The organism is Shewanella sp. SM73 (genome assembly GCF_025653795.1).
Lineage (GTDB): Bacteria > Pseudomonadota > Gammaproteobacteria > Enterobacterales > Shewanellaceae > Shewanella > Shewanella oncorhynchi.
Map to the genome: position 1 here is coordinate 24935 of NZ_JAKKRY010000017.1, position 19582 is coordinate 44516.

At 44.3% G+C, this 19582-nt stretch carries 19 protein-coding genes; 13 read left to right on the forward strand and 6 right to left on the reverse strand.

Annotated features, from left to right (window positions below; translation table 11 throughout):
• Positions 1–635: 635 nt before the first annotated feature.
• Positions 636–992, forward strand: a complete 357-nt coding sequence (locus L5M51_RS22800; RefSeq protein ID WP_317629955.1) for a prepilin-type N-terminal cleavage/methylation domain-containing protein — start codon at positions 636–638, stop codon at positions 990–992.
• Positions 993–1147: 155 nt separating this feature from the next.
• Here L5M51_RS22800 and L5M51_RS19080 read toward each other — a convergent pair whose 3' ends face one another.
• Complete coding sequence (locus tag L5M51_RS19080; RefSeq protein ID WP_263174149.1) at positions 1148–2506, reverse strand: O-antigen ligase family protein; 1359 nt, start codon at positions 2504–2506, stop codon at positions 1148–1150.
• Positions 2507–2932: 426 nt separating this feature from the next.
• Between L5M51_RS19080 and pilB the strand changes: the two genes are divergently transcribed.
• From pilB to L5M51_RS19120, 8 genes are all read left to right on the forward strand, one after another.
• The gene (pilB, locus tag L5M51_RS19085) at positions 2933–4645 is read left to right on the forward strand and encodes a type IV-A pilus assembly ATPase PilB (protein ID WP_263174150.1); all 1713 of its coding nucleotides are present in this window, start codon (positions 2933–2935) and stop codon (positions 4643–4645) included.
• 150 nt (positions 4646–4795) lie between these two features.
• Entirely contained in the window at positions 4796–6064 is a 1269-nt protein-coding gene (locus L5M51_RS19090) for a type II secretion system F family protein (protein ID WP_263174151.1), read from the forward strand.
• Positions 6065–6096: 32 nt separating this feature from the next.
• Entirely contained in the window at positions 6097–7023 is a 927-nt protein-coding gene (locus tag L5M51_RS19095) for a prepilin peptidase (protein ID WP_263174153.1), read from the forward strand.
• Positions 7024–7171: 148 nt separating this feature from the next.
• Positions 7172–7789: a dephospho-CoA kinase gene (gene coaE / locus L5M51_RS19100; protein WP_212601341.1), complete on the forward strand. Its 618-nt coding sequence runs from the start codon at positions 7172–7174 to the stop codon at positions 7787–7789.
• Positions 7782–8516, forward strand: coding sequence for a cell division protein ZapD (gene zapD / locus L5M51_RS19105; protein ID WP_212601342.1), 735 nt, complete (start codon positions 7782–7784; stop codon positions 8514–8516). Before coaE ends, zapD begins: the two co-directional genes overlap by 8 nt.
• Before the next feature lie 73 nt (positions 8517–8589).
• Positions 8590–8799 (forward strand): DNA gyrase inhibitor YacG, encoded by a 210-nt coding sequence (gene yacG, locus L5M51_RS19110; RefSeq protein WP_006083355.1) that lies wholly within the window; start codon positions 8590–8592, stop codon positions 8797–8799.
• Positions 8800–8877: 78 nt separating this feature from the next.
• The gene (mutT, locus tag L5M51_RS19115; RefSeq protein WP_131523409.1) at positions 8878–9270 is read left to right on the forward strand and encodes an 8-oxo-dGTP diphosphatase MutT; all 393 of its coding nucleotides are present in this window, start codon (positions 8878–8880) and stop codon (positions 9268–9270) included.
• A 230-nt stretch (positions 9271–9500) separates the two neighbouring features.
• Entirely contained in the window at positions 9501–10037 is a 537-nt protein-coding gene (locus L5M51_RS19120; RefSeq protein ID WP_106649212.1) for a thioredoxin family protein, read from the forward strand.
• Between the two features lie 66 nt (positions 10038–10103).
• Here L5M51_RS19120 and L5M51_RS19125 read toward each other — a convergent pair whose 3' ends face one another.
• Both L5M51_RS19125 and rhlB read right to left on the reverse strand, forming a co-directional pair.
• Positions 10104–11030 (reverse strand): exopolyphosphatase, encoded by a 927-nt coding sequence (locus tag L5M51_RS19125; protein ID WP_263174154.1) that lies wholly within the window; start codon positions 11028–11030, stop codon positions 10104–10106.
• Entirely contained in the window at positions 11031–12347 is a 1317-nt protein-coding gene (rhlB, locus tag L5M51_RS19130; protein ID WP_063884693.1) for an ATP-dependent RNA helicase RhlB, read from the reverse strand.
• 152 nt (positions 12348–12499) lie between these two features.
• On the opposite strand from rhlB, the gene trxA reads away from it, so the two are divergent.
• Together trxA and rho are read left to right on the forward strand one after the other, a co-directional pair.
• The gene (gene trxA, locus L5M51_RS19135) at positions 12500–12826 is read left to right on the forward strand and encodes a thioredoxin TrxA (protein ID WP_105250415.1); all 327 of its coding nucleotides are present in this window, start codon (positions 12500–12502) and stop codon (positions 12824–12826) included.
• 209 nt (positions 12827–13035) lie between these two features.
• Entirely contained in the window at positions 13036–14301 is a 1266-nt protein-coding gene (gene rho, locus L5M51_RS19140; RefSeq protein WP_011787892.1) for a transcription termination factor Rho, read from the forward strand.
• A gap of 55 nt (positions 14302–14356) precedes the next feature.
• Here rho and L5M51_RS19145 read toward each other — a convergent pair whose 3' ends face one another.
• On the reverse strand, positions 14357–15283 hold the full coding sequence (locus L5M51_RS19145; protein ID WP_263174156.1) for a LysR family transcriptional regulator: 927 nt from the start codon (positions 15281–15283) through the stop codon (positions 14357–14359).
• A 134-nt stretch (positions 15284–15417) separates the two neighbouring features.
• Here L5M51_RS19145 and L5M51_RS19150 point away from each other — a divergent pair, with 134 nt between their 5' ends.
• Both L5M51_RS19150 and L5M51_RS19155 read left to right on the forward strand, forming a co-directional pair.
• Complete coding sequence (locus tag L5M51_RS19150; protein WP_198573104.1) at positions 15418–16440, forward strand: zinc-binding alcohol dehydrogenase family protein; 1023 nt, start codon at positions 15418–15420, stop codon at positions 16438–16440.
• Positions 16437–16721 (forward strand): putative quinol monooxygenase, encoded by a 285-nt coding sequence (locus L5M51_RS19155; RefSeq protein WP_173496205.1) that lies wholly within the window; start codon positions 16437–16439, stop codon positions 16719–16721. Before L5M51_RS19150 ends, L5M51_RS19155 begins: the two co-directional genes overlap by 4 nt.
• Before the next feature lie 50 nt (positions 16722–16771).
• Here the strand turns inward: L5M51_RS19155 and L5M51_RS19160 are convergent, their stop codons facing one another.
• Both L5M51_RS19160 and L5M51_RS19165 read right to left on the reverse strand, forming a co-directional pair.
• Positions 16772–17503: a fumarate reductase iron-sulfur subunit gene (locus L5M51_RS19160; protein WP_113940800.1), complete on the reverse strand. Its 732-nt coding sequence runs from the start codon at positions 17501–17503 to the stop codon at positions 16772–16774.
• On the reverse strand, positions 17503–19509 hold the full coding sequence (locus L5M51_RS19165; protein WP_113940801.1) for a fumarate reductase flavoprotein subunit: 2007 nt from the start codon (positions 19507–19509) through the stop codon (positions 17503–17505). The genes L5M51_RS19160 and L5M51_RS19165 overlap by 1 nt, the downstream gene beginning before the upstream one ends.
• Between the last annotated feature and the right edge of the window lie 73 nt (positions 19510–19582).

The window sequence follows — 19582 nt, forward strand, 5'->3', positions numbered from 1 at the left end:
TGCAAAATCACGCCTGCACTATCATACTCAGCATTCACCCTCACGAAGCACCCAACCCGCCACCATTTCATGTCACCAATTTGACGACATAGAGAGACACGCCAGCTAAACTGATATTGTCAAAAAGTTGTTATAACCTAACATGTCGATAAGTTAGCCTTTTATACAAAAACAACACTTTATTAGTACTTTATACTTAATTTTTGTTTCCTTTTACCTAACTTTGTACTAACTTTTACCAAGGCGAGATGGCCGTTTGGTCAACCTCACCTAAGGTCAGCACTGGGATTCTTTTTAAAATTGCCTAGTTCACGTTTTTTGAGAGGCATATTTTTGAAAACGTTAGCCTAAGGTGCGGTTGCCGAAACAATTTATTCAAACAAGCGCTAACCCAGCATTAACTTAGTGCTAATTTAGCAAAGCTAGCTTGGATAAATCAGCATGAGTCATTACACATGGGTCATTCAAGATCATCGGTGTACTGTTAATGTTACATAGATCATATAAATGATTTTATTGACATAAATGAGTAATAAAGTTTGATGAGATAAAACAATTTATAGAGTAAAACAGCGGTTAGGTTAAACACTCTATTCAACCACAGTAAGTCACTAAATAGTTAGCTGGAGAGAAAAATGAAGGCCATGAATTTAAACAAAGCATTAAATAAAAAAGCTCAGGGTTTTACTCTGATCGAACTGATGATCGTTGTCGCCATTATCGGTATTTTGGCCGCAATTGCACTGCCTGCGTATAAGGATTATGTGAATAAGGGTAAAGTTAACTCATGTTTATCAGAAGCAGCTTCATTTGAAAAAGCATACGCTGCTGCTGTAATTGGTGATATTACCCCTCTACCAACTTATGCAGCATCAGCTTGCGCAGGTCCTGCAACTGCTGGAACGGGTACTAGAATTTATGCATCTAAATCAGATCCAGCCAAAAATATTACATGTACTTTGGCAACAGCAGCATGTGTAGCTGCTAGCTAATTTTTTTCTATAAAGAACACCTTGTTAGCAAGGTGTTCTTTTTTAGAAAAATGCTAGTAGGTTATAGTATAGATAGTCAGAGCCAGTCTTAAAAAGTATTTTTCTTAGAAAATTTGTAGTATCACACATCTGTCAACATCAAACATATTTACAACTTAATAGCTAATCAATCCATTCACCCACATTCTAGGAAATAAGGCAGGGAGCAACTCTTCATTCTTGTAAGTGTTCAATAACACAAACGCCATAACACTCACGACTAAAAACAATAACATCCTGACTACGACACTTGCTTTATAGCCACGACATGTACCATATTGCACTTGCATGGCGACCACAAAAACCAGCATCAACTGTGCCAATGGCATGACAACAACACCGCTAAACAAAGAATAACAAAGCCCAGATAGCAGAGCATAAATAATAGGAATGACCTCGACGTCGTTTGCTAGATATAAATATCGTAATCTCTTATAAATTCGACTCAATACCCAAGCTATGCAAACGATACTGCAGATAACACCGTACTCATAAAGTAATTGCATCACTGAATTATGTGGATGAGCATGTGGTAATGGTTTACCTTCAGCCCAAGTAAAGCTCATCGGCCCAAAACCCAACCACAAACGTTCTGGAATAGATTTAAGAACATACAGCCATAAATCTAACCTTCCAGAACTCCCCGTTCTAATCTGAAAACTTGAACTGTCCATCAGCCAGTACGGAATTATGATGATAAATACTAGCCACAGGCAGATACCAAATAACATGGTTTGCAACATGGTCGAAATAAATTGTTTGCGGGTATTTGCATCTACAAAAAAAAACAGCACGACTGACGCTAAAATGAGCGAGAGCATAGCTCCCCGGGCTTCAGTCTGTAACAACACAGCCCAATGTAGTGCAACAAAAACTATGGAGACTCGTTTGAACTTAGCTAAACTTTGAACAAAAAAAGGCAAAAAAAGCAGAGGTGTCACCATTACTTGCAGTTGGTTAAAAAAGCGGACATTCACATAACCCGTAAGCAAGCCATGAATATCGAAGCTTTGTGCATCCGCATAAGAAAAGAATAAAAATAAAATATATTTAGCAAACGTCAATACAGAAAAGAATAAAACTCCCGCATAAACGGCAAAATACAAGATGCTGCGCTTCATCGAATTAATACTCAAAGCAAACAAGTAAAATGCTATTATGAGTATTCCGATATTAGTTATTTCAACCATTCCCCAAAAGGGATGTTTACTGAAAAAAGCAGATACAATAGCCAATACAAAAAAAATCGTTAAAGACACCTTGGTCAACCTTGAAAGCCTTATGAACTCAACATCCTTAACAAAACATAACCCCAACGAAGCAAGCCAAATAAAGCCAATAACAAGAAAACGCTTTAGATCATACTCACTGTCAATACCAACAAGATAAGAAAAATTAAAAGAAAATACAGTCCCGAGCAGGAAAATACATGCAAATGTAATTAATAGTCCCCAAGAATAAGCTCCCAATTGCATATACTGACTGCCTCAAAAATTAATGGCTATAACGTTATAATTTACTAATTATCATACAATTTATGTTAAATCACCTCCACAATACTCACCCAAGACTACAATAGTTTGCAACTTCTTCTTTTTATTAAAACTTTAAACATCCAAAATTTTTAATATTTTTTTGCTAAAAACAGAAATTTATTTCATACGGTACATCTCGGAAGTTCCTTGCTATACGTACGCTCCTAGACTCACGATGGTCACAATGATTAAATTCAACAGCAAGCAATTGAAAATTAAGTAAATAAAATTTCAACATCATTATATCAATGAACTTCCGCACACATAAATTTGTTTGTTCCAAGGATAGCTTTTTCATTAGACTAAATATGACAAAATGCTATAAAGACGTTATTATTTCAACACTTGTTTACAACTGGAGTCTCTATGCCATCTACAGGCCTGCATTTGGGTTTATCGACCCTGTTTATCCGTAAAGGTCTGCTAAATGAAGAGCAGATGGCGAACGCCATCACAAAATCCCGTCAAAATAAGCAAGCGTTAGTCAGCACTTTAGTTCAAAGTAAACTGGTTTCAGCACGTGCCATTGCTGAGATGTGCTATGAGGAATATGGCACGCCACTACTCGATCTCAATGAGTTTGATCTTGCTTCCATTCCTGAGGACTTCCTCAACAAAAAACTCATTGAAAAACACCGCTGCTTACCGCTGTTTAAACGGGGAAATCGCCTCTATATAGGCACATCCGACCCGACCAATATTGCCGCCCTCGAAGATTTCCAATTTAGTGCAGGCCTGCACGCCGAAGCGATTCTAGTTGAAGAAGATAAACTCGCCAAAGCACTGGAGAAAATTCTCGAAGTAGATATTAGCGGCCTAGATTTAGGCGGCATGGATGAAGCGGCACTGGCGAGCATTGAAATTACCGACACTGACAGACGTAATGAAGAGTCCGCAGGCGAGGCCAGCGATGATGCACCTATTGTTATCTATATCAATAAAATTCTAACCGATGCCATTCGTAAAGGAGCATCGGATTTACACTTTGAACCCTATGAAAAGCGCTACCGCATTCGTTTTCGCATCGACGGTATTTTACACGAAGTCTCTGAACCCCCTATAAGCCTTGCAGGTCGCTTATCAGCGCGCCTAAAAGTAATGTCAAAACTTGATATCGCCGAACGCCGCGTGCCACAAGACGGCCGAATCAAGATGAAACTTTCCCGCACTAAGTCCATCGACTTTCGGGTCAGCACTCTACCGACCTTATGGGGCGAAAAAATTGTAATGCGGATCTTGGATTCTTCCTCCGCACAATTGGGCATTGAAAAGCTCGGCTACGAGCCCGACCAAGAAAAACTTTACCTTGAGATGTTAGCAAAACCCCAAGGGATGATTTTAGTGACCGGCCCAACAGGCTCAGGTAAAACCGTCTCACTCTATACTGGGTTAAATATTCTCAATACTGAAGAGCGTAATATTTCTACCGCCGAAGATCCGGTAGAAATAAACCTTGAGGGTGTAAACCAAGTTCACATTAACTTAAAAGCCGGTCTCACTTTCGCCTCTGCTTTACGCTCATTCCTGCGCCAAGACCCCGATGTAGTGATGGTGGGTGAAATCCGTGATCTTGAAACCGCCGAAATTGCCATTAAAGCGGCACAAACGGGTCACTTAGTGTTATCGACCCTACACACAAACTCGGCCGCCGAAACCTTGACCCGTTTAATCAATATGGGCGTGCCCGGTTATAATATCGCCAGCTCAGTTAACCTGATTATTGCCCAGCGTTTGGCGCGTCGACTTTGCCCCGAATGTAAGCAAGCTGAAATCATCCCTGAGCATGAACTATTACGTTTAGGTTTTTCTCAAACACAAATTACACAAGGTTTTACCACCTTTAAACCTGTAGGCTGTGAACATTGCTCTGCAGGCTACAAAGGCCGGGTTGGTATTTACGAAGTGATGAAGATGTCCGATGAGATAGCGCGTACTATCATGGAAGGCGGTAACTCCTTACAAATCGCCTCCCAAGCTAAAGCGCAAGGGATGCGGGATTTGCGTCAGTCAGGATTATTGAAAGTAATTCATGGCGTAACTAGTATTGCAGAAGTCAATCGCGTAACCAGTTTTGGCTAAATCTAATCTTTCGATATCTAAAGCTAAGTCTAAAATTCAGGCAATAATGCATCATTACTCGTATATTTGAATCTTAGAGTCCAAACTATTTCGCAAGCACAGCGTTCAGTTAACTAGAAATCTAGAACGATTTATTTACAGGGATAATTTATGGCTACGGCAACGACAACAAGAAAGTCTCGAACTAAGAAAGCCGAGCAAAAAAGCCAGCCCAAAATCTATACCTTCGAATGGAAAGGCGTTAACCGCGATGGCAAAAAAACGGCAGGAGAGCTTAGAGGTGCTACCGCAGCCGAAATCCGTAGCCAGCTTAAATCACAAGGAGTAAACCCTAAGAGCGTTCGTAAGCAGTCCTCTCCGCTATTTAAGTTAGGTGAAGCCAATATCACCCCTATGGATATAGCCATGATGACCCGTCAAGTCGCGACTATGTTGGCGGCAGGCGTTCCTTTGGTAACGACATTTGAACTACTCGGCCGTGGCCATGAAAAAGCTAAAATGCGGGAATTACTGGGTACTATTTTAACCGAAATTCAATCGGGTATTCCCTTGTCCGATGCTATGCGCCCCCATAGGCGTTACTTCGACGAACTATATGTTGACTTAGTCGCCGCGGGTGAGCATTCAGGTTCACTCGATTTGGTTTTCGATCGAGTCGCAACCTACAGAGAAAAAACGGAAGCGCTCAAATCAAAAATTAAGAAGGCCATGTTTTATCCTGCTGCAGTTGTAATTGTCGCTATTTTAGTTACGGTTTTGTTACTTCTTTTTGTGGTGCCACAGTTTGAAGATATTTTTAAAGGCTTTGGTGCAGAACTGCCCGCTTTTACGCAACTGGTACTGCATATTTCCCGCGGCTTACAATCTTCTTGGTATATCTTTTTAGCTGCCATTGTCGGCGGTGTATTTTTATTTGTACGCGCACATCGAAACTCGCAAATTTTACGGGATAGAGTCGATGAAGCCGTGCTTAAAATCCCAGCCATTGGACCGATTTTACACAAAGGTGCCATGGCACGTTTCGCCCGCACCTTAGCCACCACCTTTGCCGCAGGTGTGCCATTAATTGATGGCTTAGAGTCCGCCGCTGGCGCATCGGGTAATGCAGTTTATCGCAAAGCCATATTGAATATTCGCCAAGAGGTCATGGCGGGGATGCAGATGAATGTCGCGATGCAAACCACTGGTCTTTTCCCCGATATGTTAGTGCAGATGGTGATGATAGGCGAAGAATCCGGCTCACTAGATAACATGCTCAATAAAGTATCAACTATCTACGAAATGCAAGTCGACGATGCGGTTGATGGTTTATCAAGCCTAATTGAACCTATTATGATGGTAGTTATCGGTACTGTGGTCGGCGGGTTAATTGTCGCTATGTATCTTCCTATCTTCCAAATGGGTAAAATCGTCAGTTAATTCATTCGATTCAAATAAAATAAGAAAACTAAATGTCAGAATTTATCTCTCTTTTGGGCCACTCTTTTGATCAGAGTCCTTGGCTCTTTATTACGCTAAGCTTTATTTTTGCCGCCACCATAGGCAGTTTTTTAAACGTAGTGATCCACAGATTTCCTGTGATGATGAAACGAGAATGGCAGCAAGAATGTAATCAGTATTTACAGGAATACCACGAAGATATAGTCAAAAAAATAGGCATAGACCAACTCAATACACCTATAGATAGCTTCCCCGAAAAATATAATCTTGTGGTGCCAGGCTCTGCTTGCCCTATGTGCAAAACGGCGATTAAACCTTGGCATAATTTACCTGTATTCGGTTGGTTAATGCTCAAAGGAAAATGCGCCGCCTGTCACGCACCGATTTCCGCCCGCTACCCTATTATTGAATTCATCACAGGGCTACTTGTTGCGACTTTAGCGTGGCACTTTGGTCCAAGCTGGCAATTTGTCTTTGCGAGCATACTGACATTTGTACTTATTGCCCTTACTGGTATCGATCTTGATGAGATGCTGCTCCCCGACCAAATGACGTTACCGTTACTTTGGCTCGGCTTGATCATCAATCTAAATCATACCTTTGCGAGCCCAACCGATGCCATTATCGGTGCGGCAGCAGGCTATTTAAGCTTGTGGTCCATTTTTTGGCTATTTAAGATCCTCACTGGCAAGGAAGGCATGGGCTATGGGGACTTTAAACTGCTCGCCGTTTTTGGTGCTTGGCTCGGCTGGCAAATGCTGCCGCTGGTGATTTTACTTTCGTCCTTAGTCGGAGCAGTTGTCGGCATCACTATGATTGTCAGTAAACGCCTCAAGCAAGGTAATCCCATCCCATTTGGGCCTTATATTGCTGCCGCAGGCTGGATAGCCCTAATATGGGGTCAACCTATAGTGGATTGGTACTTAAGTACGTTATAGAACAGGCTTCACTTAAGGATAACGGAACGTTCGCAAGCTTACTCACTGAACGCTTCGCTTACCGTAAGGGCTAAGCCCGTTCCGTAGACTGCAAGGACAAAGTCCGTCCTAGCAGCGTAGCGTCCTTCATAGCTTTTAAGAGAGTTTTATGTCCAAATTTATTGTTGGTTTAACGGGTGGGATTGGTAGCGGTAAAACGACTGTAGCCAATTTATTCGCCGCAGAAGGCATTACCTTAGTCGACGCCGATATCGTTGCCCGCGACGTTGTCGCTCAGGGTTCAAAAGGGCTTGAGGCCATCGTTAGCCATTTTGGCATTGAGATGTTAACGCCAGAAGGTGAACTCGATCGCGCCAAACTGCGGCAACGGATATTTAGCCACCCTGAAGAACGTGAATGGTTAAACCAGCTATTGCACCCGATGATCCGCCAAGAAATGCTAGCACAGGTAGAAAAAGCAACCTCGGCCTATGTAATTATGGTCGTGCCCTTGCTATTTGAGAACGGGTTAGATAGGTTAGTCAATCGGACTTTAGTGGTGGATATTTCGCCTGAGTTGCAAATCAGCCGCACCATAAAAAGGGACAATGTTGATGCATCTCAAGTAAATAACATCATTAACAGCCAATTGAGCCGCAGCGAAAAACTCGCCCGAGCCGACGACATTATTGATAATCAGGGAGAGATATCAACCTTAAAACGAGAGGTGCTAGCATTGCACCAACGCTATTTACAACTATCTGGTACTCATAACGCCCATGACTGAATTAGTTTACGAACAGCCCCTAAACGAGAAAATTCGCAGCTACTTGCGGCTCGAATACCTCGATAAACAGCTGCAAAGTAACCTAAGCAATGACCACCAACATAGATGTTTTTATCCGCTGTTTTCCCTCTGTGAATTATCTGAACGCTGCGATTATCGCAATGAAGTATTAAAAGATATTGAGCGGCACTTGCTGCAACTGAACAAATGGCAAGAATTAGATCACGTCGACCACCAGCAAATCAATATCTATATCAATGCCCTCACCCAAGCCCGCGAACCGTTACAAAAGCCTGAACGCTTCGGCAGCCAATTAAAACAAGACAAATTTATTTCCGCACTACGACAACGCTTCGGCATGCCAGGCGCTTGCTGTAACTTCGACCTACCACAACTGCATTATTGGCTATCTAAACCTTGGGAAGAAAAACAGCACGATTATCGCTCTTGGATAGCCCATTTCGAACCTTTACTTACCCCGATAACGTTACTACTTCAACTGACTCGTAGCACGTCCCATTACGACAATGCCGTTGCCCACGCAGGCTTTTATCAAGGTGACAGTGCCCAAGCACTTGCTTTGGTAAGGGTTAAAGTCGATGCTTCCCACGGGTGTTATCCTACGATTAGCGGCCATAAAAACCGTTTCGCTATCCATTTTGTACAGTTTGAACAACAACGCCACTCCGACCGTTCAATTGATTTCTTACTGGCTACCTGTGCATGAAGCCTTTACACTAATGGCCTGAAATACATTAGTATTGGCGGCCGCTTTATCGCCGTTAACCAAGAGAACAATTATGCCATTGACCGTTAACTGCCCTATCTGCAAAGCCCCTGTCGAGTGGGTGCCACAATCTGCATTTAAACCTTTTTGCAGCGAGCGCTGTAAGTTGATCGACCTCGGTGATTGGGCGTCAGAAAAACACGTCATCCCAGTCAAAGCCGAGTTTGATCCAGAAGCATTTGATGAATTTGATCTCGATGAAGGCGATTTTTTTAAAGAGTAATTTTGGGGTTGCACACGAATAACTCAGCTCAAGCCTTTAATGCACTTACTTTTACCCACTCATTAATCGATAAATATTATGACTAAACGCATCCATGTTGCCGTCGGCATTATTACTAACTCGGCCGGTGAAATTCTGTTGGCAAAACGCCCAGATCATTTACATCAAGGTGGGAAATGGGAATTTCCTGGTGGTAAAGTTGAGACAGGCGAAACTGTCACTCAGGCATTGATCCGTGAACTCAAAGAGGAAGTCGCGCTCAATGTCACTGATAGTCAGCCATTTATGGCGTTGAGTTTCGACTATCCCGATAAACAAGTGCTACTCGATATCCATTCAGTCACCGAATTTAACGGCACAGCCCAAGGCCTTGAAGGCCAGCTTATCGCTTGGGTCACTAAAACCGACTTAACCAATTACGACTTCCCCGAGGCTAATAAGCCTATTCTTGAAAAAATTCTGGCTCAGTAATCAAGCAATTTACCTTATCCTCTCAATGTGTTCTGTCCCCGAATCACGATTCGGGGATGAACTTTTTCAATGCCTTAACTCCGAAAAACATGTAATTATGTGATCGTTAAGCTGATAGATATTAGCAATGCGTGATCTTGCTTGCAGCAAATCAATTAATCGCTTTAATCGTATCCAGAATAATGTTTGAATCGAATTTCATTCTTTCTCTTCGATTTCGAGGGCGCATCATGCACAATAACGTTAAGGCATTCCTAGCCACTACCGCCTTATTTTTTAGTTGTCAGGTACTAGCCAATGGTGGCTGTGGATTTGAAGAACAACAACAGGGTTTAATTGCGACCTGCAGTGAGGAGAAACAAGAAGTGATTTTAACTGGCATAGTAGAAGCACAACATTTAGTCACAGATCTCAATGAGTTTGCTGAAGGGTATAAAACCTATCAAGTCGATACCACTGCAATCACCCCGCTTAAAAGCATCACTGAACCTACAGAAATTGTAGTGATCATTGGTACTTGGTGCCCAGATTGTCACCGGGAAACGCCGCGCTTTATCCGTATTATGGAAGAAGTCACTAATCCCAATATTAAAGTGACCTATATTGGTGTCGACCGAACGAAAAAAGATCCCGAAGGCTTAGCCGCAAAATACGACTTTACCCGCATTCCAACCTTTATTGTACTGCAGCAAGGTAAAGAAGTTGGCCGCATCGTAGAGCGTCCAACGGTTTCCTTAGAAAAAGATCTCGCCGATTTATTGAAATAATCGCCACAGTACAAACAATAAAGGCCGCATCGCGGCCTTTAGTTTTTATCATGTTTCAATAAAATGTTAGCTGACTTCGTCAATAATCCGCTGAGCTAACATCACTAAAACACCTTCACGTAATGCACCGCCAGATAAGGCTAAATGCTCGATCCCCAGCAACTCAAACAAAGCCAATAGAATAGCGACACCCGCAGCAAAAGTCGGTGCTCGCTCACTGCAAAGCCCAGCAATCCCCATTAAGCTAATATCTTCTTGAGTGAGGATCTCAGCCTTCAACTGAGTAAGCACATCGAGTGTGATAGTTTCACATAACCCTCGGTGAAGTAGCACTTCTACCACGGACTGTACAGCGCCGGAGGCACCAACGACACAATGCCAACCAAGATCACGTAGGGTTTGTCTATGCTCAGCTAATGCGGTTAGCACTTGCTGCTTAGCATCATCGAAATCTAACTGCTGCAGCGGCAAACTGCTGAAAAATTGGCGATTATAAGTCACGCTACCAAAGGGCAAACTGGTTTTGAACAGCACTTGATGCCCATCGCCAATGATAAACTCTGTACTCGCCCCACCGATATCAATAACTAAGCGACGGCCTTGACCACAAGTGGTCGCCACCATACCTTGATAGATAAGCTCTGCTTCACGCATACCAGAGATAATTTCGATCGGATGACCTAAGAGTGGCAATGCACGCTGATTAAACTCATCAGCATTGCTAATACTGCGAAGAGTTGCAGTTGCAATCACAGCAACATGGTTTGCTTCAATCTTATGTTGTACCAACATCTGGGCAAACATACTCAAACAGTCGAGGCCGCGCTGCATGACATCGGGGCTTAATTTGCCATCGTTGCCTATGCCTTCGGCGAGCCTCACCTTGCGTTTATATTTCGCAATAATATGCGGCTGACCACCACGCGTTTTGGCGATCAGCATATTAAAACTATTTGAGCCTAATGTTATAGCGGCATAAGCGGGTGTTGGCATTTACGAATGTCTACGTGTCCTATCATGACGAGGAGGGCGAGCACCACTGCGTTGAGCACCTGGGCGGCTTGCCCCTGAACGATCACGCAAGTTTCGAGTGCCGCTAGGGTGTTTACGGTGAATCTTCGCTGGCGTAGGAATATCGGCCAGTAAAGCTTCACTATCGTAGTTACTTACTGGAATCGAATGGTTGATGTAGCTTTCGATTGCAGGCAAGTTCAATGCGTACTCTTCACAGGCAAAGCTTATCGACATGCCTTTGTTACCCGCACGACCCGTACGACCGATTCGGTGAACATAGTCTTCGCAATCATCAGGTAAATCATAGTTATACACGTGTGAAACGTCAGAAATATGTAAACCACGAGCCGCTACATCGGTAGCAACCAATATATCTAGTTGACCACTGGTAAATTGCTCAAGGATACGAATACGCTTTTTCTGTGGCACATCACCCGTTAATAAACCCACACGATGTCCGTCACCTTCAAGCCAAGACCAAAGCGTTTCACAGCTGTGCTTAGTGTTGGAGAAAACGATGGCTTTTTCTGGCCAATCTTCTTCAATCAAGGTCAACAGCAAACGCATCTTCTCTTCTTGGGAAGGATAGAAGATTTCTTCTTTGATGTTTTTGGAGGTTTTTTCTTCGGGGGCGATTTCGACTTTAACGGGCTCATTCATATGATCATAAGCCAGCTCTTGTACTTTCATGGACAAGGTTGCCGAAAATAACATATTAAGACGTTGATTTGCCTCAGGCATACGCCTAAATAAGAAGCGAATATCTTTAATAAAACCAAGATCAAACATACGATCGGCTTCATCAAGTACCACAGCCTGAATTGAATTCAAGCCAATAATACCTTGGCGAACGTAGTCGATAATTCGACCCGTTGTACCAATCAAGATATCAACACCTTGATCTAATACTTTACGCTGCACATCGTAACTTTCACCGCCATAAACAATACCCACCTTTAAGTGTGTGTGCTTGGCGAGTAAAATCGCATCTTTGGCAATCTGAATCGCCAGTTCGCGAGTCGGGGCCATAATGATGGCGCGGGGCTGATTAATCAGTCGACCTTCAGGTATGGGAGTCGATAATAAATGATTAAACGTGGCGACCAAAAAGGCCATAGTCTTACCAGTGCCCGTTTGTGCTTGGCCTGCGATATCTTTTGATTGGAGTAATACAGGCAGTGATAACGCCTGGATCGGCGTACAAAATTCGAAGCCGTTCTCGGCAAGGGCCTGTTTAACCTCAGGATGTAGAGGTAGGTCGGCAAACCTTTGGGTAGATAGATGTGTTTCGCTCATAGCGCAAGCTTACCTGTTGAGGTTGCAATAAGATACTCGATCGTTTGAAATAGCCACATTGTAAAAAGGTAACTTGAAAAGCTATTTTTCAGCCCCAATATACATGGTAAGCCATTAACAAACCAGCAATGGCACCCAAACTGGAGAACATCATGAGCGATAAAATTATATACCTGAGTGACGACAGCTTCGAAAACGACGTATTAAAGTCTGATTTGCCAGTATTGGTAGACTTCTGGGCCGAGTGGTGTGGTCCTTGTAAAATGATCGCTCCAATTTTAGACGATGTGTCTGAAGAATATGCAGGTCGCTTGACTATCGCTAAATTAAACGTTGACCAAAACAATGTTTCTCCAGCGAAATATGGCGTTCGTGGCATCCCAACTTTACTGCTATTCAAGAACGGCGAATTAGCCGCGACTAAAGTTGGCGCACTCTCAAAAACGCAATTGAAAGAGTTTATCGACGCTCAAATCTAATTTAACGTCGTAATGAGTGACCTCCGGCACAAGCTATAAATTAATTGTGCCGGAATTTCCCTAAATTTCTGGACGCCCCGCTTTGTTAGTGCTACTTTAATAACCAGATTCTTTCTAATAACCTCTTCTCGCTCGTCAATCACTATCCTGAATTACATCCTTACTGATTGATCGCGGTAAGCTTTGTCGCGTAACACAAGACCCCCAAAATGAACTTAACTGAATTAAAAGACACGCCGATTTCTGACCTAGTCTCGCTAGCTGAAAATATGAAGCTCGAAAATATGGCCCGCGCTCGCAAGCAGGACATTATTTTCTCAATCCTTAAAGCCCACGCAAAAAGTGGAGAAGACATTTTCGGTGGTGGGGTATTAGAAATACTCCAAGACGGTTTCGGCTTCTTACGCAGCTCAGACGGTTCTTATTTAGCTGGTCCAGATGACATCTATGTCTCACCAAGCCAAATTCGCCGCTTCAACATGCGAACGGGTGATACCATTTTTGGTAAAATTCGCCCACCAAAAGAAGGCGAGCGTTATTTTGCCCTATTGAAAGTCAACGAAGTTAACTTCGATAAACCAGAAAACTCCCGTAATAAAATCCTTTTTGAAAACTTAACCCCACTCCACGCAGAAGAACGTATGCGTATGGAGCGCGGCAACGGCTCAACTGAAGATATTACCGCACGTATTCTGGATTTATGCTCACCGATTGGTAAAGGTCAACGTGGTTTGATCGTTGCACCACCAAAGGCCGGTAAAACGCTATTACTCCAAGGTATTGCTCAAAGCATCAGCTACAACAACCCAGAAGTGGTGTTGATGGTTCTGCTGATCGACGAACGCCCAGAAGAAGTAACAGAGATGCAGCGCCTCGTTAAAGGCGAAGTTATCGCATCAACCTTCGATGAACCAGCCAGCCGTCACGTTCAAGTTGCCGAAATGGTGATTGAAAAAGCAAAACGTTTGGTTGAACACAAGAAAGACGTCGTTATCTTACTCGATTCGATTACCCGTTTAGCCCGTGCCTATAACACTGTTATCCCATCATCGGGCAAAGTGTTAACTGGTGGTGTGGATGCTAACGCCCTACACCGTCCAAAACGCTTCTTTGGTGCGGCACGTAACATCGAACACGGCGGCAGCTTGACTATTATCGCCACAGCCTTGGTTGATACGGGTTCTAAGATGGACGAAGTGATCTACGAAGAATTTAAAGGTACAGGTAACCAAGAGCTACATTTGTCACGTAAAGCGGCAGAAAAGCGTGTGTTCCCAGCCATTGACTTCAACCGCAGCGGTACGCGTCGTGAAGAAAAACTCACGACTCAAGAAGAACTGCAAAAAATGTGGATCCTGCGTAAGATCCTCAATCCTATGGATGAAGTCAGCGCAATGGAATTCTTAATCGATAAATTGGCGATGACCAAGACTAACGAAGAGTTCTTTACCGCCATGAAACGCACTAAGTCTTAAATCTCACTCAGTGAGTCTCTAAACTAAAAGCCGCATTATGCGGCTTTTTTGTTATCTAAGATTTTTTCACTGCTAATATTTTACTCAAGTTTTTACTCAAAGCCTGTGTTCGCTGCCGGAGCATTTCCCGCAGTAAGAGCACGACAGGCGTGACATGTTCACGTCCTGGGCACACTAAGTATAAATCGACGGGTTCCCCCTTATAATCAGGCAACAAACGTACTAATCGCCCTGAGATTAAGTCATCGGCCAGATCTAGACTCGACTTAAATACCAACCCTTTGCCAGCCACAGCCCAACGGCGGGCAATCTCGGCATCATTAGCACTACGATTGCCCGTGACACGCACTTTGAATTCTTGACCATCACGCCTAAATAGCCATTGATCGTGGGTGCGATCATCTAACTTATAAAACAAGCAATTATGCTCAACTAATTGTTCTAATGAATCAAGCGCACCAAACTTGGCGAGATATTCAGGTGAGGCGCACAAAACACGATCAACACTGCAGATAGGAAAAGCCACTTGGTTAGAATCCTGCGGTTTTCCATAGCGCACGGCGACATCAATTTTATCGTGATAAAAGCTGCTGATATTGTCGCCAAGGTGCAAGCGCACTTGCAGTTGAGGAAAATCGAGCAAAAACTCGTCGAGCCAAGGCACAAACAAATTACGACCAAAGTCTGAAGAAACCGACAGGCTTAAGGTGCCAGATATTTTACCTTTATCACTGGCGATAGCCTGTTCGCCAAGCGCTAAATCGCTTAGCGCACGTCGGCAATGAATAAGATAACGTTCACCTTGCACAGTCAAACGTAAGCTGCGTGTCGTGCGGATAAATAAACTAGTATCAAGCTGTTTCTCAAGCCGTTTTATTGCAGCGCTGGCAGAAGCAGCCGAGATATCCATCTCGGCTGCTGCGGCAGATATATTGCCGCAATCAGCGACTCGCACGAACAAAGCTAAATCATTAATTAGCATGATTATCAAAAATCCTTTGAAAAAATTACAAACTTTATCCTGTTTATCTCTTGGCTAATATTCCACACAATGGCTACACGATACAAGTACACTCAAACAAGTAAACTCCAGCAAGTACACCCAGAGGAATAAACATGAAAGCCATTGGTTACCAGACAGCAGGTGCAATCACAGCGCCCAATGCATTAGAAAACATCACGCTAGCCGAGCCAACTGCGACAGGTTTTGACCTTTTAGTGGAAATCAAAGCCATTTCTGTCAATCCGGTTGATACAAAAATCCGTGCATCTAGCTCTGCACCTGCAGGCGAATACAAAATTATCGGCTGGGATGCGGTCGGTGTAGTCAAAGCCGTTGGTGAGAAAGTCAGTCTTTTCAACGTTGGCGATGAAGTGTGGTATGCGGGCGATATCAGTCGCAGCGGAAGTTATGCAGAATATCAATTGGTTGATGAGCGAATTGTCGGCCATAAACCTAAAAGTTTAACCTATACCCAAGCCGCGGCATTACCTTTAACGGGGATTACGGCATGGGAGATTTTATTCGACCGTTTAGCTTTACCCCAAGATGGTTCGGCAACTGACGCCCGTATTTTAATTATCGGTGCGGCCGGCGGTGTGGGTTCAATCATCACTCAACTTGCAGTAAAACTCACAGGTGCAGAAGTGATAGGCACTGCATCTCGTCCAGAATCCGCCGCTTGGGTGCATAAGCTTGGTGCCGATGCTGTTATCGACCACACCAAGCCACTTTCACAGGAACTTGCCAATATTGGCATTACTAATGTGACCCATGTGATTAGCTTAACCCAAACCGATCAGCATTTTGATGAAATAGTACAAGTGCTTAAGCCACAAGGAAAACTAGCATTAATCGATGATCCTAAGGGGCCATTAGATGTGATGAAACTTAAGCGTAAAAGCTTATCCTTACACTGGGAACTGATGTTTACCCGCAGCCTATATCAGACCGAGGATATGATTGCGCAACATCACTTACTCAACCGCTTAAGCGCCCTTATCGATACAGGCGAGTTACAGAGTACGTTCGGTGAACACTACGGCACCATTAATGCCCAAAACTTAATCAAAGCTCACGCTCAGATAGAGTCTGGCAAAGCGATCGGTAAAATTGTTTTAGAAGGTTTTAACCAATGAAAATAACAGTATTTGCCCAAATCATAGCGAATCAAGGCCAAAGCGATACGCTATTTAAGATACTCAAGCAACTCGTGACAGACACTCATACCGAGGCTGGCTGCATCGAATACAAACTGCATCACTCATTAGATGATGAAAATATCTTCTGGATGTACGAAATTTGGCAATCCCAAGCCGCACTGGATGAACATATGGCGAGTACGCACTTTCAAGCATTCGTCGCTCAAACCGCAGACTTAATCAGTCGAGCTGACATTCACAAAAGCTACGCCTGCTAATCAACAAAAAAGCGCCAAACACATTGGCGCTTTTCATCATTTATCACTAATCAAATCAAAGTCATGGCCATCTTACGGCGTAAATACGCAATTTGCTGCATATGTGGCAAATCCTTAGGACAGTTGTCTTGGCAGCCGAGTAACGTCATACAACCAAATACGCCATCCTGATTGCCAATCACATGGTAAAAATCCTCGGCAGTACGAGCGTCACGGCTGTCCATCTCAAAACGAGCTATTTTCATCATGCCCACAGCGCCGACAAAAGTTTCACGCATTTGTTTAGTCGCACAGGCAGAAACACACACGCCACATTCAACGCAGCGCTCTAGCTCATATAAACGCGCAGCTTCATCTGGGTCCATAGGATCTTCAAGCCGATGCACGCTTATATCATTGGCCTTAGGGTGTAACCACAGCTTTAAGCGTTCGGCCAGTTCCCGCATAAACTTACCAGTGTTAACCGAGAGATCACCAATCAACTCAAAACCTGGCAGCGGCATTAAGGTGATTTCGCCCTTAGGATATTTGGCCGTTAAGGTGCGGCAAGCTAGCGTCGGGAAACCGTTGATCACCATAGCGCAGCTACCACAGATGCCAGCACGACAGACAAAGTCGAACTGCAATGAAGTGTCTTGTTCTTCCCTGAGTTTATTAAGGGCGATAAATACCGTCATCCCCGGCGTTTCGGTAAGCTGATAACGCACCATTTTCGGCTTATCGTTTGGCTCCTGCGGATCATAACGAAAGATATTAAAGGTTAACTGGCGACCTTGGCTCATTATGATTTTTCTCCTAACGCATTGGCAGATGGACTTTTTAAAGTATCACTTAAACGTTCATTATTGGGTTGTAAGCTCTCGGGTAATTCAAAGGGCATAAGAGCCCGCTGCCTTTGATAACGGTCAGCATCATCACCTAGCTCAGCTAAAATCTCGGCAATTTGCTGTTCACGCTTTTCGGTATCAGGATGCTCTATGGCGTTGTTGATGCCATAACCACGATAACCCGGCGGGAGTTCCATCTTCATCACATCGAGTGCTTCGTAGTTAAGCACAGGTTCGAGTGCATCGGGATCCGGCCAGCTGGCCAAGGTGCGATTCAGCCAGTCTCGATCATTTCGCTGCGGATAATCCTCGCGAGCATGGGCACCACGACTCTCTGTTCGCGCGGCGGCGCCGCAGGCTACGGTTAGCGCCACTTTTAGCATACGCTTGACCCGTAGGGCTTCAACTAACTCGGGATTGGCGTGACGCTTTTTACACTTAAGCCCAAGTTTACGCGAACGCTCGAGCAACACTTTTAGTTCGGCAACCGCTTTTTCAAGCTCGGGGCCATTACGGAAAATCCCCACATAATCCATCATGATGCGCTGCATTTCGCGCTTGAGCTCAAAGGCGCTCTCGTGACCATCACCCTCGACCAGCACATCGATTTCACTCTGCACCTGCTGCATAAACCGTTCAGCAAGCTGAGTGTCGATCTCAAGGCTATTGTTCTCACAAAAATCGGCGACATATTTACCAATAATCATGCCGCCAACCACGGTTTCGGCCAACGAATTACCGCCTAAACGGTTAAAGCCATGCATGTCCCAACAGGCCGCCTCACCTACGCTAAATAAGCCTTTAAGCTGCGGACTTTCACCTGTGGCATTAGTCCGAATACCCCCCATAGAATAATGCTGAGTTGGGCGTACAGGGATCCAATCTTTAGCGGGATCGATCCCAAGGAAATTCTCACAAATTTCCTGTACTTCCCTAAGATTCGTTTCAATATGCTTGCGACCTAAAAGGGTAATATCTAGCCACAAATGCGGGCCATAAGGGCTATCAACGCCCTTACCTTTACGTATATGTTCGGTCATGCGACGCGATACTACATCCCGCGATGCCAACTCCTTTTTATCGGGCTCATAGTCAGGCATAAAGCGATAACCGTCTTTATCGCGCAATAAGCCGCCATCACCACGGCACCCTTCCGTTGTTAAAATGCCCACGGGAACAATGGCAGTGGGATGGAATTGCACCGCCTCCATATTGCCAAGCCTTGCCACGCCCGTTTCCAATGCCAACGCTTGGCCAATACCTTCGCAGATAATCGCATTGGTCGACACTTCATAAATTCGGCCATAACCACCAGTGGCTATCGTAGTGGACTTAGCCACATAGGCTCTAAGTTCACCCGTAATCAAACAACGAGCAATCACGCCATGGCAACGCTTCCCATTGTGAATAAGTGCCAAGGCTTCGATACGTTCATGGACGGGAATATCCATGGAAATCGCTTTGTTATCCATAGCGTATAATAGCGAGTGACCTGTACCGTCGGCGGTATAACAAGTGCGCCATTTTTTAGTCCCGCCAAAGTCCCGCGCATTAATTAATCCATGGGCTTCCTGCGCCTCATGTAGCGTGACTTTTTGCGCATTGACTATCACTTCCCTCGGGCCAGCAGTCACCCGAGACCAAGGCACGCCCCAATTGGCCAGCTCACGTACTGCCTTAGGTGCACAGTGGGCAAACATTCGTGCGACATCTTGATCGCAGCCCCAGTCGGAACCTTTTACCGTATCTTGAAAATGCACATCCTCATCATCGCCCATTCCCTTAACGGCATTGCCTAAACTCGCCTGCATCCCTCCTTGAGCGGCAGCAGAGTGGGAACGTTTTGCAGGAATGAGTGACAGAACTAAAGTGTCAAGCCCACGCTCTTTCGAAGCGATAGCGACCCTTAAGCCCGCGAGCCCAGCTCCTACCACCAATGAATCGGTATAAATCAGTTTCACGCCTGCTCCTTAATGGGGTCTATTGTTTTGTGCTGTTTTTTATGTTCGACATTCTATTCACTGATTAACTTAA